25 protein-coding genes are annotated in these 22,346 nt (G+C 73.3%); 7 read left to right on the top strand and 18 right to left on the bottom strand.

What is annotated here, in order from left to right; all coding sequences use genetic code 11:
- Positions 1 to 35 precede the first annotated feature (35 nt).
- The 7 genes from J2X64_RS10835 to J2X64_RS10805 are packed head-to-tail and all read right to left on the bottom strand — an operon-like array spanning position 36 to position 7,321.
- Positions 36 to 797, bottom strand: a complete 762-nt coding sequence (locus J2X64_RS10835) for a VOC family protein (protein WP_310153769.1) — start codon at positions 795 to 797, stop codon at positions 36 to 38.
- The gene (locus tag J2X64_RS10830; RefSeq protein WP_310153766.1) at positions 794 to 2,185 is read right to left on the bottom strand and encodes a M20/M25/M40 family metallo-hydrolase; all 1,392 of its coding nucleotides are present in this window, start codon (positions 2,183 to 2,185) and stop codon (positions 794 to 796) included. The genes J2X64_RS10835 and J2X64_RS10830 overlap by 4 nt, the downstream gene beginning before the upstream one ends.
- A complete protein-coding gene (locus J2X64_RS10825) occupies positions 2,182 to 2,904 on the bottom strand; it encodes an alpha/beta fold hydrolase (RefSeq protein WP_310153763.1) in 723 nt (240 codons plus the stop codon). Before J2X64_RS10825 ends, J2X64_RS10830 begins: the two co-directional genes overlap by 4 nt.
- Positions 2,905 to 2,914: 10 nt before the next feature.
- On the bottom strand, positions 2,915 to 4,060 hold the full coding sequence (locus tag J2X64_RS10820) for an alpha/beta hydrolase-fold protein (protein ID WP_310153758.1): 1,146 nt from the start codon (positions 4,058 to 4,060) through the stop codon (positions 2,915 to 2,917).
- A 49-nt stretch (positions 4,061 to 4,109) separates the two neighbouring features.
- Complete coding sequence (locus J2X64_RS10815; RefSeq protein ID WP_310153756.1) at positions 4,110 to 5,024, bottom strand: hypothetical protein; 915 nt, start codon at positions 5,022 to 5,024, stop codon at positions 4,110 to 4,112.
- A 15-nt stretch (positions 5,025 to 5,039) separates the two neighbouring features.
- Positions 5,040 to 6,269 (bottom strand): ATP-grasp domain-containing protein, encoded by a 1,230-nt coding sequence (locus tag J2X64_RS10810; RefSeq protein ID WP_310153754.1) that lies wholly within the window; start codon positions 6,267 to 6,269, stop codon positions 5,040 to 5,042.
- Positions 6,270 to 6,328: 59 nt separating this feature from the next.
- On the bottom strand, positions 6,329 to 7,321 hold the full coding sequence (locus J2X64_RS10805) for an o-succinylbenzoate synthase (protein WP_310153751.1): 993 nt from the start codon (positions 7,319 to 7,321) through the stop codon (positions 6,329 to 6,331).
- A gap of 133 nt (positions 7,322 to 7,454) precedes the next feature.
- Between J2X64_RS10805 and J2X64_RS10800 the strand changes: the two genes are divergently transcribed.
- Positions 7,455 to 7,937: a glutathione peroxidase gene (locus tag J2X64_RS10800; protein ID WP_310153748.1), complete on the top strand. Its 483-nt coding sequence runs from the start codon at positions 7,455 to 7,457 to the stop codon at positions 7,935 to 7,937.
- 53 nt (positions 7,938 to 7,990) lie between these two features.
- On the opposite strand, the gene J2X64_RS10795 is transcribed toward J2X64_RS10800, so the two are convergent.
- Complete coding sequence (locus J2X64_RS10795) at positions 7,991 to 8,392, bottom strand: VOC family protein (RefSeq protein WP_310153746.1); 402 nt, start codon at positions 8,390 to 8,392, stop codon at positions 7,991 to 7,993.
- Positions 8,393 to 8,498: 106 nt separating this feature from the next.
- Here J2X64_RS10795 and J2X64_RS10790 point away from each other — a divergent pair, with 106 nt between their 5' ends.
- Positions 8,499 to 9,437 (top strand): 1,4-dihydroxy-2-naphthoyl-CoA synthase, encoded by a 939-nt coding sequence (locus J2X64_RS10790; RefSeq protein ID WP_310153743.1) that lies wholly within the window; start codon positions 8,499 to 8,501, stop codon positions 9,435 to 9,437.
- Between the two features lie 44 nt (positions 9,438 to 9,481).
- Here J2X64_RS10790 and J2X64_RS10785 read toward each other — a convergent pair whose 3' ends face one another.
- Positions 9,482 to 9,934 carry a hemerythrin domain-containing protein gene (locus tag J2X64_RS10785; RefSeq protein WP_310153740.1) on the bottom strand — a complete coding sequence of 151 codons (453 nt, stop codon included), beginning with the start codon at positions 9,932 to 9,934 and terminating at the stop codon, positions 9,482 to 9,484.
- Between the two features lie 77 nt (positions 9,935 to 10,011).
- Between J2X64_RS10785 and menE the strand changes: the two genes are divergently transcribed.
- The 3 genes from menE to J2X64_RS10770 are packed head-to-tail and all read left to right on the top strand — an operon-like array spanning position 10,012 to position 12,436.
- Complete coding sequence (menE, locus tag J2X64_RS10780) at positions 10,012 to 11,235, top strand: o-succinylbenzoate--CoA ligase (protein WP_310153737.1); 1,224 nt, start codon at positions 10,012 to 10,014, stop codon at positions 11,233 to 11,235.
- Entirely contained in the window at positions 11,232 to 11,504 is a 273-nt protein-coding gene (locus J2X64_RS10775) for a PLD nuclease N-terminal domain-containing protein (protein WP_310153734.1), read from the top strand. Before menE ends, J2X64_RS10775 begins: the two co-directional genes overlap by 4 nt.
- A 44-nt stretch (positions 11,505 to 11,548) precedes the next feature.
- Positions 11,549 to 12,436, top strand: coding sequence for a 1,4-dihydroxy-2-naphthoate polyprenyltransferase (locus J2X64_RS10770; RefSeq protein ID WP_310153730.1), 888 nt, complete (start codon positions 11,549 to 11,551; stop codon positions 12,434 to 12,436).
- A gap of 54 nt (positions 12,437 to 12,490) precedes the next feature.
- Here the strand turns inward: J2X64_RS10770 and J2X64_RS10765 are convergent, their stop codons facing one another.
- The 8 genes from J2X64_RS10765 to J2X64_RS10730 are packed head-to-tail and all read right to left on the bottom strand — an operon-like array spanning position 12,491 to position 19,371.
- Positions 12,491 to 12,772 carry a DUF4229 domain-containing protein gene (locus J2X64_RS10765; RefSeq protein ID WP_310153727.1) on the bottom strand — a complete coding sequence of 94 codons (282 nt, stop codon included), beginning with the start codon at positions 12,770 to 12,772 and terminating at the stop codon, positions 12,491 to 12,493.
- Between the two features lies 1 nt (position 12,773).
- Entirely contained in the window at positions 12,774 to 13,772 is a 999-nt protein-coding gene (ccsB, locus tag J2X64_RS10760; RefSeq protein ID WP_310153724.1) for a c-type cytochrome biogenesis protein CcsB, read from the bottom strand.
- Positions 13,769 to 15,400, bottom strand: a complete 1,632-nt coding sequence (locus J2X64_RS10755; RefSeq protein ID WP_310153721.1) for a cytochrome c biogenesis protein ResB — start codon at positions 15,398 to 15,400, stop codon at positions 13,769 to 13,771. Before J2X64_RS10755 ends, ccsB begins: the two co-directional genes overlap by 4 nt.
- 1 nt (position 15,401) lies before the next feature.
- A complete protein-coding gene (locus J2X64_RS10750) occupies positions 15,402 to 16,184 on the bottom strand; it encodes a cytochrome c biogenesis protein CcdA (RefSeq protein ID WP_310153718.1) in 783 nt (260 codons plus the stop codon).
- 12 nt (positions 16,185 to 16,196) lie between these two features.
- Positions 16,197 to 16,802: a TlpA disulfide reductase family protein gene (locus tag J2X64_RS10745; protein ID WP_310153715.1), complete on the bottom strand. Its 606-nt coding sequence runs from the start codon at positions 16,800 to 16,802 to the stop codon at positions 16,197 to 16,199.
- Complete coding sequence (locus J2X64_RS10740; protein ID WP_310155842.1) at positions 16,799 to 17,413, bottom strand: histidine phosphatase family protein; 615 nt, start codon at positions 17,411 to 17,413, stop codon at positions 16,799 to 16,801. The genes J2X64_RS10745 and J2X64_RS10740 overlap by 4 nt, the downstream gene beginning before the upstream one ends.
- A gap of 35 nt (positions 17,414 to 17,448) precedes the next feature.
- The gene (hemL, locus tag J2X64_RS10735) at positions 17,449 to 18,783 is read right to left on the bottom strand and encodes a glutamate-1-semialdehyde 2,1-aminomutase (RefSeq protein ID WP_310153713.1); all 1,335 of its coding nucleotides are present in this window, start codon (positions 18,781 to 18,783) and stop codon (positions 17,449 to 17,451) included.
- A 57-nt stretch (positions 18,784 to 18,840) separates the two neighbouring features.
- Positions 18,841 to 19,371: a MarR family transcriptional regulator gene (locus J2X64_RS10730; RefSeq protein ID WP_310153712.1), complete on the bottom strand. Its 531-nt coding sequence runs from the start codon at positions 19,369 to 19,371 to the stop codon at positions 18,841 to 18,843.
- Between the two features lie 139 nt (positions 19,372 to 19,510).
- On the opposite strand from J2X64_RS10730, the gene J2X64_RS10725 reads away from it, so the two are divergent.
- Entirely contained in the window at positions 19,511 to 20,044 is a 534-nt protein-coding gene (locus J2X64_RS10725; RefSeq protein WP_310153709.1) for a YceI family protein, read from the top strand.
- A gap of 347 nt (positions 20,045 to 20,391) precedes the next feature.
- Entirely contained in the window at positions 20,392 to 21,330 is a 939-nt protein-coding gene (locus J2X64_RS10720) for a LysR family transcriptional regulator (RefSeq protein WP_310153705.1), read from the top strand.
- Here the strand turns inward: J2X64_RS10720 and hemB are convergent.
- The gene (hemB, locus tag J2X64_RS10715) at positions 21,320 to 22,345 is read right to left on the bottom strand and encodes a porphobilinogen synthase (protein ID WP_310155839.1); all 1,026 of its coding nucleotides are present in this window, start codon (positions 22,343 to 22,345) and stop codon (positions 21,320 to 21,322) included. The two genes, J2X64_RS10720 and hemB, sit on opposite strands and share 11 nt — an antisense overlap.
- Between the last annotated feature and the right edge of the window lies 1 nt (position 22,346).

The following is a 22,346-nucleotide window of genomic DNA, read 5'->3' as shown; positions in this document are numbered from 1 at the left end:
GCGGCACCCACACCAAGGGCACTCGGGGGCAGGGCTCAGCCCGGCGGCGCTCCGCCGGTCAGGGGGTGGCGACCGGTGCAGCAGTACGCGTGGCCGTCGGGCGACCGCATGACGACCCACCCGTCACCGGGCCCGACGCGCTCGGCGCCGAGGGCCACGTGCCGGGCCGCCTCGACCTCGCGGTCGAGGCAGGCGAGGTCGACGTGACCCCGCACCGGTCCCCCGTCCTCGTCGAGCCGCTGCAGCAGGAACCGGACCGGCATCCCGTCGGGCCACGCCAGCCGCTCGAACTCCGGGGAGTCCACGTCCTGCACCGCCCACCCGGTGAGCGCCGACCAGAAGGCGACCTCGGCGGCATACCGGCTCGGCGGGATGTCGAGGCAGACCTGGTCGAGCAGGCTGTCCTGGCCGTCCCTGACCTGTCCCTCGCCGTGCTCCTCGGGGTGCCACCGGGTGAGGCAGAAGACGAAGCCGCCCGGCGACCGGCACACGACGACCCCCAGCACGCCCTCCTCGAAGTCCTCGTGCAGCACGGTCGCCCCCAACGCGACCGCCTCGTCGCGCGCCCCCTCCAGCGGGCCCTCGACGTCGAGGTCGACGTGGATGCCGCCCGGGCCACCGACCCGCTGCACCTTGACCCACGCGTCCCTTCGCTGCGGCAGCAGCGTGGCGAACTGGCCGGCCTCTCCCCGTCGCGGGGAGACGCGGGTGCGCGTCACGGCCCGCCAGAACTCCAACCCCTCCTCGTACCCAGCCGCGGGCAGGTCGAGGAACGCCCACACCCAGCGCACCCTCACGCGTCGGCCCCCTCCGCGCCGAGCAGGCCGCCGAGGTCGGCCAGGAAGAGCGCCTGCGCCAGGGCCGTCCGCTGCAGCTCCCCGGGATCGACGGACTCGTCGACGGCGTGGATGCGCGAGGCCGGCTCCTCGACCCCGAGCAGGAGGATCTCGGCGTGCGGGACCAGCTCGGCGAGCGCCGTGGCGAGCGGGATCGAGCCGCCCTGGCCGGTGGTGACCACGTCGCGCCCGAACGCCGTGTGCATCGCCCGTCCCATGGCCGCGTATGCCGGGCCGTCGGTGCGAGCGCGGAAGCCGTGGCCCAGCGACACCGGCCTGGCATCGACGTGGGCGCCGTAGGGGGTGTGCCGCACCAGGTGCTCGACCAGGAGCCGCTGGGCCTCCGCGGCGTCGACGTCGGGTGGCACGCGCAGGTTCACGACCGCCCGGGCCTCGGCGTGCACCGCTGCGGCCACCTGGGAGACCGGTGTGGCGTCGAGGGCGATCACGGTGGCCGCCGGGCGCGCCCACAGGAGGTCGGCGACCGTGCCGTCGCCGGTGAGGGGGTCGACGCCGTCGAGCAGGGCGGCGTCCTGGCGGAACCTGCTCTCCTCGAACGGGTTCCCGTCCCACGTCCCCGAGTGGTCGAGGCCGTCGACGGTGGTCTCGCCGGTGTCGTCGCGCAGGGTCGCCAGCGTCGCGACGAGGGCCTGCAGCGCGTCGGGCGCGGCACCGCCGAACATCCCGGAGTGCGCGGCGTGCTCCATCGTGCGGACGGTGACCAGCACGCTGCCGGTGCCGCGCAGCGACGTGGTCAGCGTCGGCAGCCCCAGCTCGACGTTGCCGGTGTCGGCGATGAGGAGGGCGTCGCAGTCGACGAGCTCGGGCGACTGACGGGCCAGCGCCTCCATGCCGCCGCTCGACTGCTCCTCGGAGCCCTCGCACACGACCGCGACCTCGACCGGCCACGCCCCCAGCACCTCGCGCAGCGCCCGCAGGGCCAGGACGGAGGCCATGAGGTTGCCCTTGCAGTCGGCGGATCCCCTGCCGTACCAACGGCCGTCGCGCTCGGTCAGCACCCACGGCGGCACCGTCCAGGCACCCGGGTCCGCGACCGGGACGACGTCGTGGTGGGAGTACAGCAGGACGCGGGGAGCGCCGACCGGTCCGGCGGTGCGACCCACCACGGCCTGCGACCCGTCCGGGGCGGGCAACGCCTCGACGCCGTCGAGCCCGACCTCCTTCAGAAGCTCGACGACCAGGGATGCCGCTCGCCGGCACTCCTCCACCGGCTCGATCGCCGGGTTGGCGACCGACCGGCAGCCGACGAGCCGCGCGAGGTCGTCGCGCACCCGCGGCATACCGGCCTCCACGGCCGCGGCCAGCCGCGCGGCGAGGTCCCCGCTCACGGGACCAGGTCGTCGAGGTAGAGCGGCAGCATCTCCCACCACGTCGGCCAGTCGTGGTCGTAGGACGGACCCCAGTCGTCGACGCGGTTGGGCACCCGCTTGTCGCCGAGCACCCCGGCCACCTCCCACGCGCCGCTCGGGTCCTCCCACCGACCCGACCCCGTCGCCAGGACGACGAACCGGGTGCGCAGGGTGTCGAGCTGCGGGCCCTCGAGTCCGGGCAGGAAGTGCAGCGGCGAGGCGTGGTAGAAGTCGTCGGTGAAGCGGCCGCCGATGAACCGCTCGATCGAGTACGTCCCGCTCATGCAGACGGCTGCCCCGAACAGGTGGGGGAAGCGGCACAGAAGCGCGAGGGAGTTGAAGGCGCCGATCGAGGCGCCGGCGACGACGACGGGCTGGGCGGAGGAGTCGGCCTGGATGGCCGGCACGACCTCCTCGGCGACCGTGCGCTGGTAGGCGTCGAACAGCCAGCGCCGGTGGTCGGTCGAGCCCTCGCCGCGCATCATCGCCTGCCCCGCCGCGCTGTCGCAGGAGTAGACCTTGACCCGGCCGGCCTCGACCATCGGCCAGAGGTGGCCGACGAGCTGGTTGCGCTCGACCTCCTCGGCGTCGCCACCCGCGGTCGGCAGGAGCAGCACGGGCGCGCCGTAGTGACCCCAGCGGACCAGGGTGACGTCGCGGTCCATGCGGTCCGAGTGCCAGCGCTCGGTCACCTTCACGTCGGGCTCCTCACTCGTAGACGAACTTCTGCGGCCCGGGGAACAGCCACGAGAGGCCGTCGCGCAGCCGGTCGCGCCAGTCCTCCCAGTTGTGGCCGTCGCGCGCCTCGACGTACTTCACGTCCATGCCCGCGGCGCGGAACACCTGCACCATCGACCGGTTCGGCGTGATGAGCGGCTCGTACGTGCCGCACGACATGAAGATCCGCTCGACCGGGGCCGTCGGCTTGGCGCGGTACCGGTTCACGAACTTCACCACCGGGTCGAACGGCGGCCCGCCACCGTGGTCCGTCCCGATGTCCGTGAAGACCAGCGACGCCGACTGCAGGAACAGCGAGCCGAACACCCCCGGGTAGCGCACCGCCGTCGACAGCGACGCGATCCCGCCGAAGCTGCTGCCCATGAGGCACCGGCCGGCGGGGTCGTCGACCAGGGGCAGGCGCTCGGCGAGGGTCGGGAGCAGCTCCCTCGCGATGAACCGGGCGTGCGGTGCGTGGTTGGGGTACTCCCTGAGCCGGTCCCGCGGGGGGACGAACGCCGCGACCAGCGGGGCCACGTCGAGCCGGTGGATGAGGTTGTCCAGCACGGTCTTCATCGCCGCGTAGTCGAGGTAGTCCGTGCCGTCGTGGACGACGAGGAGCGGGTAGCGCTGGGCCGTCGTGTACCGGGCGGGCAGGTACAGCCTCACCGGCTGCTCACGCCGGAGCGCCTTGGAGCGCAACGTGTCCTCGACGATCTCGCCCTGCCGCGCCTCGGGGTCGTCGTGCACCCAGTCGGGCACCTCGTACCCGGTCGCGGCACACACCGAGCTCGACCCGACGGGTGAGTGCGCGACCCGGGGGTTGAGCGGGTCGTTGAACGTCTCGTAGTGGTCGCCGCGGCGGGTCTCCAGCTGGTACTCGACCCGCGACCCGCTCGGCAGCTCGGTCGTGACGGCCCACAGGTCCGTGCCGGGCAGGAGCCGCATGGGCAGCGGGTCGGTCAGGCCCACCACGCGGTGCCGCACCCGCACCTCGTCGGCCTCGCCCCGGAACAGGAAGGTGACGCGCTCCCCCTCGACGATCGGCGCGCCGTACCGGGCGACGAACCGGTCCACGGACGCCGACCCCACGGGCAGGCGGTCGCGCAGCCGGTTGACCGCCAGCCTGCCGCTCACCGGACCACCTCTTCTCCGCCATGCACCGTGGCACGGCGTCCCGGGCCGCTCACCGCAACGCCTCGCGCATGTCGTGGACCGCACCGTCGAGCCCGAGGACGCGCGCCCCGGGCGGCAGCCCGCCGTCCTCGCCGAGCTCGATCGCGGTCCCGTCGTCGAGCAGGACGCAGTGCTGCTCCCCGAAGCGGCGCGCCAGCACCGCGCACCGCGCCGGGTCGTCGAGCCGCAGCCGCCGACGGGCGTGCGGCAGTGCGACGACCCCACGCACCCGGCCCAGCCCGCGGTCGTACACCTCGGCCTCGCTCGCGCCCTCCGGCCCGTGGTCGTGGAAGAGCACCACCCGCTCGGTCAACGCCATCGCGCCGGCCGACCAGGCCACGACGGGCAGCTCGTCGGGAATGCGGATCGCGAAGAGCCGCAATGCCCGCAGCAACGTCCCGACGTGGCCGCCGGTCAGCGCGAGCGCCGCCGAACCCGCCAGCAGGGCCGCGATCTCCCCGCGGTGCCAGCCGATCACGCCGCTGTCGTCGATCGGGGCCGTGGCGTCGAGGTCCGCGTAGAGCTCCTTGAGCTTCGCGGCATACCAGCGGTCGACGTGCCGCACGACCTCCACCGCGTCGTCGAGGGCGTCGAAACCGGCCCCGCGCCGCTGGAGGGCGTACGCGTCGTCGAGCGCGCCCTGGAGCCGCAGGCGGTAGACCGAGAGCAGCGCGTCGTGCCGGTCCCGGAAGGCGAGGCCGGCGGCGGCGAAGGCGGGGTCCTTCTCGAGGACGTCGAACATGCGGTGGTGCAGCCGCAGGTGCCGGGTGTCGCCGCCGAGGACGCTGTCGAGCTCGGCGACGTCGTCCTCACGCTCCTCCCAGCCCGCGTTGATCGTCGCGACCGGGCCCTCGACACCGAGGGAGCGCAGGGCGGTGCCCGCGGTCGTCATGAAGCGCTGGGGACCCAGCAGCACGGTGCGCATGGTGCAGCAGGCGCCTCAGCAGGCAACCGCGTGGACCTGGACCGTGCGGCCCACGTCGTCGAGCATCCCGCGCAGCACGTCGTAGTCCGGATGGCGCATCCGGACGTAGGCGTTGGCCATGTAGCCGGCCTCCACCGGCTGGGTCAGGTGGCCCTCGGGCGGGAAGTACGCGTCGATCACCCACTCGTTGTAGCGGTCCCGGATCTCGTGCAGCCCGCTGTGGCCGACGATCCGCCCGTCGCGGTCGGGCCGCAGGGCGATGATCCCGGCCGAGTAGGGCCGGCCCATCCGGCGCTCGGGCGTCCCGTGCACGATGACGTGCGCCCACTCGCGGTAGACGTCGACGTCGTTGCTCGCCGAGTACAGGTCCCAGCAGCCGACGCCCGGCGGCCGGGCGCCGATCTCGGAGAACTTCAGGCCCTTGGGCCCGTGGAACCACTCCATGTGGGTGGCGCTGGTGCCGATCCCGAGCGCCTCGATGACCCGCTGCCCGAGGTCGCGCACCTCGTCGTAGAACGGCGAGTCCGCCATCCGGTTCGTCGTGACGAACTGCGGCGAGATCCAGCGGGTGCGCATCGCCTCGAGGACGTTCGGGTAGTAGTGGGTCGTCCAGTCGTGGACGACGCCCCCCTCGTGGGCGATGGTGTCGTAGAAGCCCTCGTGCCCCTCGACGAACTCCTCGATCGCGATCGAGGTCGCGCCGTGCGACCCGAAGTCGGTGAGGGCGTGCGCCAGCTCGGCGTCGTCGTCGACGCGCACCGTGTCCTTGGCGCCGGCGCCGTCGCGCGGCTTGAGGACGAGCGGGTAGCCCACCCGCTCCGCGAACTCCCAGGCCTCGTGGGCGTGGTCGACGGCGGCCGAGGCCGCCGTCGGGACGCCGGCCTGGCGCAGCGCCTCCTTCATCGACGGCTTGTCGCGGCACAGCCACGTCGTGTGCACCGACGTGCCCGGTATGCCGGTCGCCTCGCGCACCTGTGCGGCGACCATCGTGTGCGCCTCCACCGTGGCCTCGAGCCGGTCGACCCACACCTTGGACTGGATGAACCTCGCGGCGTCGGTCATCTCGCGCAGGTTCGTCACCGAGCCGACCTTGTAGTAGCCCGACAGGGCTCCGCGCAGCTCGTCGTCGAGCGCCCACTCGTCGGACTCGCCGATCCCGAAGACGTTCGCCCCCACCGAGGCGAGGGCGAGTGCGAACCGGCGCTGGTTGGCCGGGAACCCCGGCTCGACGAAGACGATGTTCACCCGACCGACCGTAGCGGCGATCGGGTCCGCCGTCGCGTCACGCAGCGGCGTCCGGGACCTCAGCCGGCGAGCACGGCGTGCGCCGCCGCCACCCGCTCGCGCCACCAGCCCACCCGGTCCTCGGGTGCCGCCCACCGGTCGAGCAGTGCCGCGTCGGCCACGGCGTCGCGCACCTGGATGACGCCTCCGACGGGGACCTGCGGGTCGCTCGTGACGTCGCCCTCGAGCAGCGCCACCGTCCCGAGGCCGCACGCGTGCTGCAGGTCCGGCAGTGCCGCGGCCAGGGCCACGCCGGCTCGCATGCCGATGCTGGTGTCGAGCGCCGAGGAGACGACCGCCGGCAGTCCGCACTCGGCCACGACGTCGAGCGCCCGGCGCACCCCCGCCAGCGGGGCGACCTTGACCACCACGACGTCGGCGGCACCCTCACGGGCGACCCTGAGGGGGTCGTCGGCCTTGCGGATCGACTCGTCGGCCGCGACCGGGACGTCGACCCCGCCGCGGGCGAGCGCGAGGCGCAGGTCGCGGAGCTCCGGCACCGTGGCGCACGGCTGCTCGGCGTACTCCAGGTCGTGGACGGAGAGCGCGGTCAGGGCACGGACGGCGTCGTCGACCGACCAGGCACCGTTGGCGTCGACCCGGATGCGGCCGCGCGCGCCCAGCACGTCGCGCACGGCGGCGACCCGGGCGAGGTCCTCGGCCAGGGCCTGGCCGGGCTCGGCCACCTTCACCTTGGCGGTGGTGGTGCCGTCGTACCGCGCCAGCACCTCGGGGACCCGCTCGGCCGGCACCGCGGGCACGGTCGCGTTCACCGGCACCTCGGCCCGGACGGGCTCGGGCCAGCCCTGCCAGGCGGCCTCGACCCCGGCGGCGAGCCAGCGCGCGGCCTCCGGCGCGGCGTACTCGAGGAACGGCGAGAACTCGCCCCAGCCGGCCGGCCCCCGCAGCAGGGCCGCCTCGCGGACCGTCACCCCGCGGAAGCGGGTCCGCATGGGGATGGACACCACCCGCATCCCGTCGAGCAGCTCCGCGAGCGGCGGGAGGTCGGTCATGACGTCATTCCACCAGACCGGCAGACCCGGCACGCACGCGTCCGGACCGAGCCCCACTGCGCGGACCCGGCAATCCGGGCGCACCCCCACGCCGAATAGCGTTCGGACGAGTCCCCCCGACGTCAGGAGCCCCATGCCCACGCTGTCCGACTTCTCCGCCACCACCCTCGAGGGTGCCGAGCAGGACCTCTCCACGTATGCCGGGAAGGTCGCCCTGGTCGTGAACACGGCCAGCGAGTGCGGGTTCACGCCGCAGCTCGAGGGGCTCGAGCAGCTCTACCGCGAGTACGGCGATCAGGGGCTGGTCGTGCTGGGCTTCCCCTGCAACCAGTTCGGCGGCCAGGAGCCCGGCGACGCCGACCAGATCGGCCAGTTCTGCCAGCGCAACTACGGCGTGAGCTTCCCGATGTTCGACAAGGTCGAGGTCAACGGCGACGGCGCCCACCCGGTCTGGAAGTGGCTGCGCTCGGAGAAGGGCGGCCTGCTGGGCAGCGCGATCAAGTGGAACTTCACCAAGTTCCTCGTCGGCCGCGACGGCCAGGTCGTCAAGCGCTACGGCTCCACGACCAAGCCGGCCGACATCGCCAAGGACATCGAGAAGGCGCTCGCCGCCTGACGGGTGTTCCCGGGCGGAGGCGTCCGGTCGGCCGCTGACGCCCGCCGCCGACCTCAGCGCTCGCGGCTGGACAGCACGCAGAACTCGTTGCCCTCCGGGTCGCGCAGGACCGTCCACGGCGCGTCGCCCTGCCCCACGTCGGCCAGGGTGGCGCCGCGGTCGAGCAGGGCCCGGATCTCGGCGTCGCGGTCCTGGCTGCTGTGCGGCGCGAGGTCGATGTGCAGCCGGTTCTTCACCGACTTCTCCTCGGGGACCCGCACGAACACCAGGCCCTGCGCCTGCCGCCCCCACTCGTGCGGGTCCGTGATGGGGTCCTGCGACATGTGCCTGGGGATCACCGCGACCTCCTCGTCGTTCTCGAAGACGATCACGTAGTCCAGGGTCTGGGCCCACCAGCGCGCCTGCGCGGCGATGTCGTGGGAGTCGACGACGACGGAGTACCAGCGGAGGGCCATACCGGGACGCTAGGCCGTTCCACCGACAGCGACCAGCCCCCGGCCCCGCCGCCGCCCCGCCGACCACGCCGCATACCGCCCGCACCCCGCCGTTAGGCTCGCCCGGGTGAGCGAGCAGACGAGCGTCAGCGACACCTTCGACCCGGCGGCGTGGGACGAGGTCGACGGGTTCGACTTCACCGACATCACCTACCACCGGGCCAAGGACGTCGGCGCGGTCCGGATCGCCTTCGACCGGCCCGAGGTGCTCAACGCGTTCCGCCCGCACACCGTCGACGAGCTCTACCGCGCGCTCGACCATGCCCGCATGACGCCCGACGTCGGCTGCGTGATCATCACCGGCAACGGCCCCGGCCCGGCCGGCACGGGCAGCGAGGGCAAGTGGGCGTTCTGCTCCGGGGGCGACCAGCGCATACGCGGCCGCTCCGGCTACCAGTACGCCACGGGCGAGACCGCCGACACCGTCGACGAGGCGCGGGTCAGGGCCATGGGCGGGCGGCTGCACATCCTGGAGGTGCAGCGGCTGATCCGCACCATGCCCAAGGTCGTCGTCGCCGTGGTCAACGGCTGGGCGGCCGGCGGCGGCCACAGCCTGCACGTCGTCTGCGACCTCACGATCGCGAGCCGGGAGCACGCCCGGTTCAAGCAGACCGACGCCGACGTGGGCAGCTTCGACGGCGGGTACGGCTCGGCCTACCTCGCCCGCATGGTCGGGCAGAAGTTCGCCCGCGAGATCTTCTTCCTCGGCCGTACGTACACCGCCGAGGACATGCACCGGATGGGCGCGGTCAACCTCGTCGCCGACCACGCCGAGCTCGAGGCCACGGCGCTCGAGGTGGCCCGCGAGGTCCTGGGCAAGAGCCCGCAGGCGCAGCGGATGCTCAAGTTCGCGTTCAACCTCGTCGACGACGGGCTCATGGGGCAGCAGGTGTTCGCCGGCGAGGCGACCCGCCTGGCGTACATGACCGACGAGGCCGTCGAGGGCCGCGACCAGTTCCTCGAGAAGCGCGACCCCGACTGGTCCCCCTTCCCCTGGTACTTCTGAGCCGTCGGCACCCCGCCCGAGCCGTCCCGGCACCGGAGGTCGTCCTACCCGGACCCGCCCAGGTCCACCTCGAACGCCTCGTACACCAGGTCTGCGCCCTTCTGCCGGTGCCGCACCAGCTGCCCCAGCAGGGTGGTGACCTCCTCGCGGAACACCGGCAGGTCGGCCATCGTGCCGCCGTGCTCGAGCACCGCCAGGTAGGCGTCGATGTCCTCGCGGAAGCGGTCGTGCTCGCGGCGGAGCCGACGGATCTGGCCCCCCAGCCGCGGGCTGTCCCGGGCCATCGACTCGTAGAGCCCGCCGGGGCGCTCGGTCAGCTCGACGTGGTCGCGGAAGTCGTGCGCCAGCTCGGCCAGCGCGGCCCGCACGCGCTCGCGCCAGGCGCCGCCGCGCGCGAGCGGGGACGCCAGCGCCTCGTCGACGGCGGCCACCGAGTCGCGCAGCTCGGCGCGGTGCGTGCGAACCCGGTCGATGTATGCCGCGAACTGCTCGTCCATCGTCCACCTCCCGCTGCCCATCGTCCCGCCGAACCCTCGGGCCGTCCATGGACGGCCCGCGCAGTAGCGTCGACCCCGTGACGACCCTGCGAGCGCTGCCGATCCCCGCCGGGGAGCAGGCGCGCGCGGCGCTGCCGGCGCTGCAGGCGGCGCTGGAGGGCACCGGTCCTGCGGTCCTGCCGTGCGCACCGTGGGGCGCCCCACCCGAGCTACCCGCCGGCGCCGTCCCCGACGAGGGCACCGCGCTGGTCGTCGGCACCTCGGGGTCGACCGGCACCCCCAAGCTGGCCATGCTCCCGGCCGAGGCACTGGGCGCCTCGGCCGACGCGACGCACGACCGCCTCGGCGGCCTGGGCACCTGGCTGCTGGCCATGCCGCCGCACCACATCGCCGGGGTGCAGGTGATGCTGCGCTGCCTCGCGGCGGGCACCGAGCCGCACTTCGTCGACCTCTCCGACGGCTTCACCACAGCCGCCCTGACCCGCGCCGTCGCCCGGATGGCCGCGACCCCGGGGCCCACGGTGGCAGCGGGCGGGGCGGCTCCCCGCCGCTACACCGCCCTCGTGCCCACCCAGCTGGTCCGGGTGCTGGCCGACCCCGAGGCGACCGAGGCCCTCGCCGGCCTCGACGGCGTCCTCGTCGGCGGCGCCGGCACGCCGCCCGCCGTCCTCGGCGCAGCCCGGGCGCGGGGCATCCGGGTCGTGACGACCTACGGCATGAGCGAGACCTGCGGCGGCTGCGTCTACGACGGTGAGCCCCTGCGCGGGGCGCTGGTGCGCACCGACGCCGACGGGCGGCTCAGCCTCGGCGGGGCGACCCTCGCGACCGGCTACCTCGGCCGCCCCGACCTCACGGCCGCGGCCTTCTCCACGGACCCCGACGGCACCCGGTGGTTCCGCACCGACGACGTCGGCCACCGCGACGGCGCCGGTCGCTGGCACGTCGACGGCCGCCTGGACGACCTGGTCAACACCGGCGGCCTCAAGGTCGCCCCCCGGGTCGTCGAGGACGCTTTCACCGGGGTGGTCCCCGGCGTCGCGGAGGCGGTCGTCGTGGGGCTGCCCGACCCCGAGTGGGGCCAGGTCGTCGCCGCCGCGCTCGTCCTCGCGCCCGGGGCCGACGCGCCCACGCTGACCGGCGCCCGCGAGGCCCTCCGCGGCACGCTGCCCGCGCACGCGCTCCCCCGCCACGTGCTCGTCCTGGACGCCGTCCCGCTGCGCGGGCCGGGCAAGCCGGACCGCCGGGCGGTCACCAGCCTCCTCGAGGCCGACCGGGTCGCCCGTGCGACCATGGAGGCATGATCCGGGTCCTGCCCTGGCTGCTGACGATCGCGCTGACGATCTACGCCGCCGTCGACTGCGTGCAGACCGACGAGCGCCGGGTCCGGAACCTGCCCAAGCTGATCTGGCTGCTGGTCGTCCTCGTCTTCCCCATCGTGGGGCCGGTCGTCTGGTTCATCGCCGGGCGCCCCCAGCGTGGCCCGACCGGCCCGTCCGGCCCCGGGGGAACGCAGCGCCCTCAGGCCCCGCGTGGCCCCGACGACGACCCGGACTTCCTCCGTAGGCTCTGACCGACAGCCCCGCCCGCACCACCCGAAGCGAGATCGCACACCGAATGGCCACTCCCGCCCAGTGGGTCGCCGGCGCCCGCCCACGCACCCTGCCCGCCGCCATCGCCCCCGTCGTCGTCGGCACCGCCGCGGCATACCTGCTCGAGAAGGCCAACCTCGGGCTGGCCCTGCTCGCCCTCCTCGTCTCGGTGTCGCTGCAGGTCGGCGTCAACTACGCCAACGACTACTCCGACGGCATCCGCGGCACCGACGCCGAGCGGGTCGGCCCGGTGCGGCTCGTCGGCCAGCACAAGGCGGACCCCGAGAACGTCAAGCTCATGGCGTTCGCGTTCTTCGGGTTCGCGGCGCTGGTCGGGCTGGCGCTCGTGGCCCTCAGCCAGGCGTGGATCATGATCCCGCTGGGCGCCCTCGCGGTGCTCGCGGCGTGGCGCTACACCGGCGGCGACAACCCCTACGGCTACCGCGGCCTCGGCGAGCTCTACGTCTTCGTCTTCTTCGGCCTCATGGCCACGCTCGGCACCCTCTACACGCAGGCCGGGCACCTCTCGTGGACCGGCCTGGCCCTCGCCGTCGGCGTCGGCGCCATCGCCTCGGCGATCCTCGTCGCCAACAACCTGCGCGACATCCCCACCGACCGCGAGAACGGCAAGCTCACCCTCGCCGTGCGGCTCGGCGACCGCGGCACCCGGCTGCTCTACGTCGGGCTGCTCGTCGTGGCGCTCGCCATGGTCGTCGTGGCGGCCCTGGACCAGCCGTGGGCCCTCCTGGCGCTGCTCGCCTTCGCCATGGCGTGGAAGCCGGTGCAGGTGCTGCGCAGCGGTGCGACGGGCCGTGACCTCGTGCCCGTGCTCGCGACCACCGGCCTGTTCGAGGTCGCGTATGCCGTGCTGCTCGCGATCGGCCTCGTCGTCGGCCACGCGGTCACCGGCTGACGCCGGGCAACCTCAGCGGTACCGTCCCGGGTTCCCGGCTCACGCCGGTCCGGGTCAGCGGTACTCGGTGCGCTCGTCCTCGGCGTCCTCGGCCGCCTCGTCGCCGTGGGCGGCCGCGGCCTGGCGGGCCTGGGTGCGGCGCTCGATCCGCTCCTGCAGCCGCTGCGTCGACTCCTCGCGGAACCGGGCCAGCACGAAGTAGGAGATCACCATCGAGATCAGCGCCGACAGCACGAGGAGCATCCACTCCTGGCCGCGGTCGCGCAGGCCGAGCAGCCAGAGCAGGCAGACGACGCCGAAGAAGATCAGCAGCCGCAGGACCGAGTAGCGCAGCATCTCAGAGCCCCGAGTAGGAGTGCTGGCCGACGAAGAACACGTTGACGACGGCGAAGTTGACGATGACACAGGCGTAGCCCGCCAGCGAGATCCAGGCGGCCGTCTGCCGGCTGATGCCGCTCGTGGCTCGCGAGTGCAGGTAGGCGGCGTAGACGACCCAGATCACGAACGTCCACACCTCCTTGGGGTCCCAGTTCCAGTAGGACGCCCAGGCCTGGCGGGCCCAGATGGCGCCGGCGATGAGGGTGAAGGTCCACAGCGGGAACGCCACGATGTGCAGCCCGTATGCCGTGCGCTCGATCGAGGGCGCCTCCGGGAAGCGGTCGAGCACCGAGGCCCGGCCGGAGCGCTGGAACGCGTCCTTGAGCAGGTAGATGGCCGTGGCCGCGGCGGCGAGCGTGAACAGCGCGGTGGAGATCACGGCGACGGTCACGTGGATCACGAGCCAGTAGGACTTCAGCGAGGGCAGCAGCTCGGCGGCCTCGGTGTACCAGACGGCGACGGCCATGCCGAGGACGAGCAGCACCGGGCCGGTGATGAACAGGCCGAGCCAGCGCAGGTCGCGACGGGTGGACCAGATCGAGTACGCGAGCGAGGTGAACATCGAGCCCATGACGGCGAACTCGAACATGTTGCCCAGCGGCCAGCGGTCGACCGACAGGCCGCGCAGGACGACCGAGGCCAGCAGCAGGAGGCCGCCGAGCCAGGTCGTGGTCGAGGCGATGCCGGCCGCGGACCGGGCCCGCTTCGACAGCTCGGGGACGTCGGAGGGGGTCCCCTCCGCTGTGGCCACCGCGGGGACGGAGACCGTCTCGGCAGGCGCACCGGCACCCACCAGCTCGCGCTCCCGCGCGGAGGTCGCGTCCTTCGCGGCCGAGCGGTCGCGCGCCGGCAGCAGCCCGGCGAGGTAGATCGCGTGGCACACCATGGCGATCGTGAAGACCGCCATGGCGGAGTAGAGGCTGAGGTTCGCGTAGCCCGCGAAGGTCTCGTTCGTCATGAGCGTGGATCCATCTCCGTGCCGGTGGGGGCGGTGGCTCGAGGCCGGCTGTCGGCCGTGGTGCCGGCTGCCGCGGTGGCTCGTGTCGTGACCTCGCCGAGCACCTGCTCGACGACCTTGCGCAGGCCGTCGTCGTCACCCTTCGCGAGGCCGGCGACGGTCACCACGGTACGTCCCCCACCCTCGGCGGGGGAAACCCGGACGAACACCCGGCGGCGGCGCACGACGAGCGAGGCGATCAGCCCGGCGAGCGCCAGCAGCGCCGCGACGAGGGTGATGCCCTTGCCCGGGTCGTGCCGGATCGACAGGCCGGCGAACCGGTCGACCGAGTCGAAGGTGATCGAGCCGCGGCCGCCGGGCAGCTGGTAGGTCTGGCCGGGCTCGAGCCAGATCCGCAGGGGCGAGCCCTTGGCGTCCTTGAGCTGGGTCATCTCGGAGGTGTCCAGGACGTAGACAGACTGGGGGCGGCCGCCGGGGAGCAGCTCGCCCTCGTAGACCGTCAGCGCCAGCGCCGGGCGCTTCGCGTCCGGGAAGATCGAGATCGGGCCCTGCTCCTTGTCGATGACCGCGGTCGGCAGGAACAGGCCGGAGAAGCCGAGCGGCTTGGGGTCGGCGCCGGTGACCTTGATGGCGCCGACGGACCGGTAGTTGTTGTCCTGGGCCAGGAAGGGCACGGGACCGCTGTAGGTCTCCTGGCCCTTGGCGTCCTTGACCGTGACGACGGGCGCGTAGCCGTTGCCGAGCAGGAAGACGCCCGCGCCGCCGATCTCCAGCGGGTGGTTGACCTTGACCGTCTCGGTCGTGGGCTTCGCGCCGGGGCTGGTCGTGGTCGTGAGGTGGGCCGTGAAGTCGCGCGGCTGGCCGAACTGCCCACGGCCGGTGACGTTCTCCTCGAACTTGGCGTCGAGCTTGTCCACCGTGATGGTGAACGGCTGGAGCGTGTCCGGGTTGACCCACGGGCCGGGGGCGAAGGTGTCGTACTGGGACAGCGTGTTCGAGAACGACTTGCCGACGGGGACGATGACGTCGCCCTTCCACCCCAGCAGGTGCCCGATGGCGACCCCGACGATGACGCCGATGAGGGCGAGGTGGAAGACCAGGTTGCCGGTCTCCTTGAGGTAGCCGTTCTCCGCGCTGACGGTGGCCTCGTCGTGGCTGTGGACGCGGAACCGGCGGCCGCGCAGGACCTCGCGGGCTGCCGAGACGACCTGCTCGGGCGACGCGTCGACCTCGGCCCGGGCCGAGTCGTCCAGCCGCTCGAGGCGCGAGGGGGTGCGCGGCGGCGTCGACCGCATCGCGCGCCAGTGCACGCGGCTGCGCGGCAGCACGCACCCCACGAGGGAGATGAAGAGCAGCAGGTAGATGGCGGCGAACCACGGCGAGGCGTAGACCTCGAAGAACCCGAGCCGGTCCAGGACCGGCCCAGCCTTGGGGTGCTGGGCGATCCAGTCCGAGGTGCGGGCCGGGTCGATGCTGCGCTGCGGCCAGATCGAGCCGGGCAGCGCGCCGATCGCCAGCAGCAGCAGGAGGAACAGCGCGGTGCGCATGCTCGTGAGGTTGCGCCAGGTCCAGCGGGCCCAGCCCAGGGCGCCGAGGCGCGGCTGGGTGATCGTCGTGGGGTCGGCCATGTCAGATCACCGTCTGGAAGCCGCCGACGAGGGCGGTCTGGAGGTAGCGGGTCCAGCTCTCCCAGACCCCGGTCACGAGCATGAGGCCGATCACGAGCAGGAGCGCGCCGCCGAAGAGCTGGATGGCGCGCTGGCGCCGGCGCAGGAACGCCGACACCGAACCGAAGCGCTCGAAGCCGGCCGCGATCAGCAGGAACGGCACGCCCAGGCCGAGCGAGTAGGCCACCGCGAGCACGATGCCCCGCGTGACGGCCGAGGAGTTGCCGGTCGTCGTCGCGAGGATGGTGACGGCGCCCAGGGTCGGTCCGGTGCACGGCGCCCACCCGAGCCCGAAGACGGCGCCCAGGAGCGGGGCGCCGGCCAGGCCCGACGTGGGGCGCCAGTGCAGCTTGAGCTCACGCTGCGTGCCCGCGCCGAGGAAGACCAGGGCCATGAGCAGGACGAGCACCCCGCCGGCCCGCATGAGCAGGCCACGGTGCTCGACCAGCGCCGCCCCGACGCCGGCGAGGAAGGCGGTGACGAGGATGAAGACGACGGTGAAGCCCAGGACGAAGAGCAGCGCGCCCAGGACGAGGCGGTGCCGGCGACGCTGCTCGAGCGTCTCGTCCGACAGCCCCGTGACGTACCCGAGGAACCCGGGCACGAGCGGCAGCACGCAGGGGGAGGCGAACGACACGAACCCGGCGAGCATCGCGACGGCGAGGGCGACCGGCAGCGCGCCTGAGGTCACCGTGTCCTGCACGCCGGCGGCGGTCGCCGCGACGACGGGGATCGAGCTGGTCATCGTCCGGGTGCCTCAGCCCTTCGCCAGCACGTCGTCGACGAGCCCGGTCAGGGTCGAGGCCTTGACCTCACCGTTGACCCGCGCGGCGATCCGCCCGGTCTTGTCCAGCACCAGCGTCGTCGGCGGCGCGCTGACCTTGCCCTGCAGGCTGAGGATCAGCACGCCCGACGGGTCGGCCAGCGACGGGAACGTGATGCCCCAGCGCTTGGACGAGGTGATCGCCGAGGAGGTGTTGTCGCGGGTGTTGATGCCCATGAAGGTCACCGGCTTGCCGGCCTTCTGCGCGGCCTGCCACGACTTCTCCAGCTCGGGGGCCTCGGTGCGGCAGGGTCCGCACCACGACGCCCAGACGTTGAGGACGACGACGTCGCCGCCGGCATCCGGCAGGGCCCAGGGTTTGCCGTCGAGCATCGTGCCGGACAGCCCGACGGGCTTGCCGCGGTCGCCGGGGGCGATGACCTCGACCGCACCGTCCTGCGAGATGTAGCCCTTGCGGCTGCCGTCCTTGGCCTGGGCGGCGATGGAGTTCGGGTCGCTCCCGCAGGCGGCGAGGCCCGCAGCCAGGACGGGCACGACGAGCAGCGCCAGCAGGCGCCGGCGCAGCATACGGCCGGTCATCCCGTGCCTCCCTGCGACCGGGCGAGGAGCGCACCGGCCGGCTCCGAGTAGGTGATCGACTCGAGCTCGTCGCCGACCCACGTGAGGGTGGTGAGGGAGGCCAGGCGGCACTCGCGCCTGCGCGGGTCGTGCCACAGCCGGTTGCCGAGCAGCTCGTTGCGGGCTGTCCAGATGGGCAGCTGGTGGGAGACCACCACCGCCTCGTGGCCGCGGGCGGCGTCCCGTGCGTCCGCGATGGCGGCCAGCATGCGCCCGGCGACCTCGGCGTACGGCTCGCCCCACGACGGCTTGAAGGGGTTGGTGACCAGCTTCCAGTGCCGCGGGTGCAGGAAGTCGACGGGCCGCATCGCCCCGACCCGGTGGCCCTCGAAGACGTTGGTCGACTCGATGACGCGGTCGTCGGTCGTCACGGCGACGCCGTGGGCAGCCGCCACCGGGGCAGCCGTCTCCTGGGCGCGCAGCAGCGACGAGGCGACGACGTGGGTCACGTCGTGGTCGACGAGGTGGTCGGCGACCGCCTGCGCCATCTCGCGGCCGAGCTCGGACAGGTGGTAGCCGTCGAGCCGGCCGTAGAGGACGCCCTCGGGGTTGTGCACCTCACCGTGGCGCATCAGGTGCACGACGGTGCGGTCGTGGGGGGCGGAGCTCACGAGTCGATTGTCGCAAACGCCTCTGCGGCCGCCGACGCCGCCGCCGGCAGGGCGGCCACGACGCGCTCGACCGCGGCGTCGTCGTGCGACGCGCTCACGAACCAGGACTCGAACGCGCTCGGCGGCAGGTAGACCCCCTGCGCCAGCATCGAGTGGAAGAACGCGGCGAACGCCGGCACGTGCTGGGCCCGGGCGGCGTCGTAGTCGGTGACCGCGCCGTCGCGGAAGAACACGCTGAACATGCTGCCCGCCCGCTGCACGACGTGCGGCACGCCGGCCCTCGACAGCTCCTCGCCGACGGCCGCCGTGAGGGTGTCGGCGACGGCGCCCAGGTGGTCGTACACCGCCGGGGTGCACTGCTGCAGCGTGGCCAGACCGGCTGCCGTCGCGACGGGGTTCCCGCTCAGCGTGCCGGCCTGGTAGACCGGGCCGAGCGGAGCGAGCAGCGCCATGACGTCGGCGCGACCGCCGAACGCCGCGGCCGGGAAGCCGCCACCCATGACCTTGCCGAACGTGAAGAGGTCGGGTGCCCCCGCGGCATACGGGCCCTCGAGGCCGTACCAGCCGCTCGCCGAGCAGCGGAAACCCGTCATGACCTCGTCGGAGATGAGCAGCGCACCGTGCTGCGCGGTGACCCGGCGCAGGCCCTCGGTGAAGCCCGGCGCCGGCGGGACGACGCCCATGTTCCCGGGGCTGGCCTCGGTGATGACCGCCGCGATGTCGGCGCCGCGCTCGGCGAACGCCTCCTCGACGGCGGCGAGGTCGTTGTAGGGCAGCACGATCGTCTCGGCCGCCATCTCCTTGGGCACACCGGCGGAGTCGGGCAGCGCGAACGTCGCGACGCCCGACCCGGCCTGGGCGAGGAGGGAGTCGACGTGGCCGTGGTAGCAGCCCGCGAACTTCACGACGAGCGAGCGGCCGGTGTACCCGCGAGCCAGCCGGATCGCGCTCATCGTGGCCTCGGTGCCGCTGGAGACCAGGCGCACCTGCTCGACCGGCTCGACGCGGCGGACGATCTCCTCGGCGAGCGCGACCTCGTTCTCGCTCGGGGTGCCGAAGGAGAAGCCCTTCTCGATCGCCCCGCGGACGGCGTCGAGCACGGCCGGGTGCGCGTGGCCCAGGATCATCGGGCCCCACGAGCAGACGAGGTCGACGTACTCGCGGCCGTCGACGTCGCGCAGGTACGGGCCGCTGCCCGACTCCATGAACCGCGGCGTGCCGCCGACCGCGCGGAAGGCGCGCACCGGCGAGTTCACGCCTCCCGGAGTCACCGAGGTCGCGCGGTCCAGCAGCGCCTGCGAGGCAGGGGCGTCGAGGGGGTATGCCGTCATGCCCGCCATTGTCCCAGCCGTCCCTGAGTGCCCGGTGGGTGGGAGGGCGGGGGGCTCTCAGCGGTCGGCGGGGAACGGTCCGTGGTCGCGGGCCTCCGCGGTCACCGCGGGGTGCGGGCCGTCGTCGTCCGGGGCGAGCACGGCGCGGATGTGGTCCATCGCCTGGCCGAGGGCGAGGAACAGCTCCGGCGGCACGGGGTCGATGACGTTCTTGCGGACGCTGTCGACGTGCACGACGGCCATCTCGCGAACGGCTTCCCAGCCAGCCGGCGTCAGGACGAGCTCGACGCCGCGCTTGTCCTCCAGGCACGACTCGCGCCGGACCCACCCGCGCTTCTCGAGCCGGGACGCCGTGTGGGTGAGCCGGCTGCGGGACTGCACGACGAGGTCGGCGAGGGTCGACATGCGCAGCCTGCGGCCGGGCGCCTCGGAGATCATCGAGATGATCTCGTACTCGGTCAGCTGGACGCCGTGCGACTGCAGGTCCCGGTCGAGGGCCTCCTCGATGAGCCGGCTGCCGCGCAGGTATGCGCGCCACGCCCGCTGCTGCTCGGCGCTGAGCCAGCGCGGTTCCCCCTGGGTGCTCATGCCCGGAGTATGGCACCGGGCCTGGGTGTGACCCACGTCACTCCGCAGTAGTTGAAATATAAACGATGGCTGCTATGTTGGACAGGACGAACCAGCCGGGACCTCCCCGGCAGACCCCGAACCACAGGAGACACCCACCATGGCCAGCATCCACGACCTCCCCGCCGGCACCTGGACCGTCGACGCCTCGCACAGCGAGCTCGGCTTCACCGCCCGCCACCTCATGGTCAGCAAGGTCCGCGGACAGTTCAAGGAGTTCGAGGGCAGCGTCAAGGTCGGCGACGTCATCAGCGACTCGCAGGTCACCGCCGTCGCCCAGCTCGCCTCCGTCGACACCGGCTCGGCCGACCGCGACGCCCACCTGAAGTCCGCCGACTTCTTCGACGTCGAGAACAACCCCACCATGAGCTTCACCTCCACCGAGGTCACCGAGGACAGCCTCAAGGGCGACCTGACCATCAAGGGCGTCACCAAGCCGGTCGTCTTCGACCTGGACTTCAACGGCCTGGCCACCGACCCGTGGGGCAACCAGAAGGCCGGCTTCGAGGCCACCGCGGAGATCAACCGCAAGGACTGGGGCCTGGAGTGGAACGTCGCACTCGAGGGTGGCGGCGTGCTCGTCTCCGAGAAGATCAAGATCACCCTGGACGTGCAGCTGCTCAAGGCCGCCTGACCCGGCAGCACCCCAGACCGCGAAACGGCGGTTGCTCGACAACCCTCGGGATCCTGTCCCGCGGGACGTCGGGCAACCGCCGTTTCGCGCATCGCCACCCGGGTGACAGGTGACCGATCACGAAACACGATCACGAACCTGGCCCTACCCCCTGCCCCGCGGACCCGGCCGCTGCAACGCTGTCCTGCGAGGGACCACCGGGCGGGCCGTCAGGGGCACGGGGGAACACGGCCCGCCCGGGACGGACCCCACTCCCACGCCGCTGACCTCGGCACTCGTCCTTGCCACGCAGGCGCACCGGGCGGACCATGGGCTGCACCCCAGGACGGTCAGGGAGGGGTGGTGGCGTGGAGCTGCGGCAGGTCCAGGCGTTCCTCGCCGTGGCCGAGCACGGGGGCTTCCGCCGCGCGGCGGCGCGGACGTACGTCAGCCAGCCGGCCCTGTCCGCCCAGGTGCGGGACCTCGAGCGCAGCCTCGGCGTGACCCTGCTGGTCCGCCGCACCGACGGCGTCGAGCTCACGGCCGCCGGCAGGGCACTGCTCGGCCCGGCCCAGCACCTCGTCGACGCGGTCGAGAGCGCCCGCCGGACCGCGGCGAACCTGCGCCACACCGGCACGGTCACCATCGGCCTCATGCCCGGTGGGGCGGTCGAGCTGACCACGCCGCTGCTCACGGGCCTGGCCACCCGCTTCCCGGGGGTGCACGTCGTCGTCCGGGACGTCGAGCTCCGCACCTGGCACGACGACCTGTGCGACGAGCTCGACCTGCTCGTCGCCAGCCCGCCGTGGCCGGACCGCGAGCTGCTCGTCACCGAGCTGCTCGAGGACGAGGTCGTCCTGGCCTACCCGTGGAACCTGCTCCCGGACCGGCCGGCCGTGATCCGCCTGGAGGACGCGCTACGGCTGCCGCTGGCCGACATGACACAGCTGCCGGCGCGAGCGGTCGCCGACTTCTGGACGATGTCCCGTCTCACCAACGGCGACGCGGACTACCGGCGCGCCGGGCCCCCGGTCGACGGTTTCGAGCAGACCCGGGACGTGATCATCTCCGGGACCGCGGGGGCCTTCGCGCCCGGCTGGGTCGCGCGCGTCTTCCCACCGACGGCCTTCGGGGTCGCGCGCCTCGCGGAGCACCCGGACGCCGGGGTGCGCCTGCTCTCCCGGCCCAGCCCGCCCGAGGTCGTCCAGGCCATGCACGTCGAGGCGCGGCACATCGTCCGCGAGATCGGTCCGTGGGTGCTCGGGAGGCGTCCCGACCTCGCCCCCGGCGGTGGCGTCAGCCCGTGACGGACCGGCGCAGCACCGCGGCAGCCTCGAGGGCGTAGTAGGTCAGGATGACCTGGGCGCCGGCGCGCCGGATGTTGAGCAGCGACTCCATGACGGCGCGCTCGCGCTCGATCCAGCCGTTCGCGGCGGCCGCCTCGATCATCGAGTACTCGCCCGAGATCTGGTACGCCGCAACGGGAACCGGCGACATCGCCGCGGCCGCGGCCACGATGTCGAGGTGCGGCATGGCCGGCTTGACCATGACCATGTCGGCACCCTCGGCGATGTCGAGCTCGAGCTCGCGCAGCGACTCCGTCGCGTTGGCCGGGTCCTGCTGGTAGGCCGCGCGGTCGCCCTGCAGCGAGGACTGCACCGCCTCGCGGAACGGGCCGTAGAGCCCCGAGGTGTACTTCGCGGCATACGCGAGGATCACCGTGTCGGTGAAGCCCTCGGCGTCCAGGGCCGCACGGACGTGGGCGACCTGGCCGTCCATCATCCCCGACAGCCCGAGCACGTGGGCACCGGCACGCGCCTGCGCCAGGCCCATCGCGGCATACCGCTCGAGCGTCGCGTCGTTGTCGACGACGAGGTGGCCGGGGCGACGCTCGGTGAGCACGCCGCAGTGGCCGTGGTCGGTGAACTCGTCGAGGCACAGGTCGGCCATGACGACCGTGCGGTCGCCGACGGCCTCGACCACGCGCCGCAGGGCGACGTTGAGGATGCCGTCCGGGTCGTCGGCGCCCGAGCCGATGCCGTCCTTGTGCTCGGGGACGCCGAACAGCATGAGCCCGCCGATGCCGGCCTCGACCGCCTCCTGCGCCACCTCGACGAGGGAGTCGAGGGTGTGCTGGACGACCCCGGGCATGGCGGAGATCGGCTGCGGCACGGTGATGCCCTCACGGACGAAGACGGGCAGCACCAGCTCGGCCGGGTGCAGGCGCGTCTCGGCGACGAGCCTGCGCACGGCCGGGAACTGGCGCAGCCGCCGCGGACGGAGGACCGGACCTGCCGGCTCCGGCCGCGGCGTGCTGCTCAGG

The sequence above is a fragment of the Phycicoccus sp. 3266 genome (assembly GCF_031456495.1).
GTDB lineage: Bacteria > Actinomycetota > Actinomycetes > Actinomycetales > Dermatophilaceae > Pedococcus.
The sequence above is the reverse complement of the archived record's forward strand: the minus strand, read 5'-3'. Positions and strand labels throughout refer to the sequence as shown.

Coding starts and splice junctions, on each gene's coding strand:
- hemL (WP_310153713.1), bottom strand. CDS start 18,783: ATGACGGCATACCCCCTCGACGCCCCTGCCTCGCAGGCGCTGCTGGAC.
- J2X64_RS10765 (WP_310153727.1), bottom strand. CDS start 12,772: ATGCTGCGCTACTCGGTCCTGCGGCTGCTGATCTTCTTCGGCGTCGTC.
- ccsB (WP_310153724.1), bottom strand. CDS start 13,772: ATGACGAACGAGACCTTCGCGGGCTACGCGAACCTCAGCCTCTACTCC.
- J2X64_RS10725 (WP_310153709.1), top strand. CDS start 19,511: ATGGCCAGCATCCACGACCTCCCCGCCGGCACCTGGACCGTCGACGCC.
- J2X64_RS10805 (WP_310153751.1), bottom strand. CDS start 7,321: ATGACCGACCTCCCGCCGCTCGCGGAGCTGCTCGACGGGATGCGGGTG.
- J2X64_RS10755 (WP_310153721.1), bottom strand. CDS start 15,400: ATGGCCGACCCCACGACGATCACCCAGCCGCGCCTCGGCGCCCTGGGC.
- J2X64_RS10740 (WP_310155842.1), bottom strand. CDS start 17,413: ATGCGCCACGGTGAGGTGCACAACCCCGAGGGCGTCCTCTACGGCCGG.
- J2X64_RS10785 (WP_310153740.1), bottom strand. CDS start 9,934: ATGGACGAGCAGTTCGCGGCATACATCGACCGGGTTCGCACGCACCGC.
- J2X64_RS10770 (WP_310153730.1), top strand. CDS start 11,549: ATGGCCACTCCCGCCCAGTGGGTCGCCGGCGCCCGCCCACGCACCCTG.
- J2X64_RS10750 (WP_310153718.1), bottom strand. CDS start 16,184: ATGACCAGCTCGATCCCCGTCGTCGCGGCGACCGCCGCCGGCGTGCAG.
- J2X64_RS10795 (WP_310153746.1), bottom strand. CDS start 8,392: ATGGCCCTCCGCTGGTACTCCGTCGTCGTCGACTCCCACGACATCGCC.
- J2X64_RS10745 (WP_310153715.1), bottom strand. CDS start 16,802: ATGACCGGCCGTATGCTGCGCCGGCGCCTGCTGGCGCTGCTCGTCGTG.
- J2X64_RS10775 (WP_310153734.1), top strand. CDS start 11,232: ATGATCCGGGTCCTGCCCTGGCTGCTGACGATCGCGCTGACGATCTAC.
- J2X64_RS10730 (WP_310153712.1), bottom strand. CDS start 19,371: ATGAGCACCCAGGGGGAACCGCGCTGGCTCAGCGCCGAGCAGCAGCGG.
- J2X64_RS10800 (WP_310153748.1), top strand. CDS start 7,455: ATGCCCACGCTGTCCGACTTCTCCGCCACCACCCTCGAGGGTGCCGAG.
- J2X64_RS10815 (WP_310153756.1), bottom strand. CDS start 5,024: ATGCGCACCGTGCTGCTGGGTCCCCAGCGCTTCATGACGACCGCGGGC.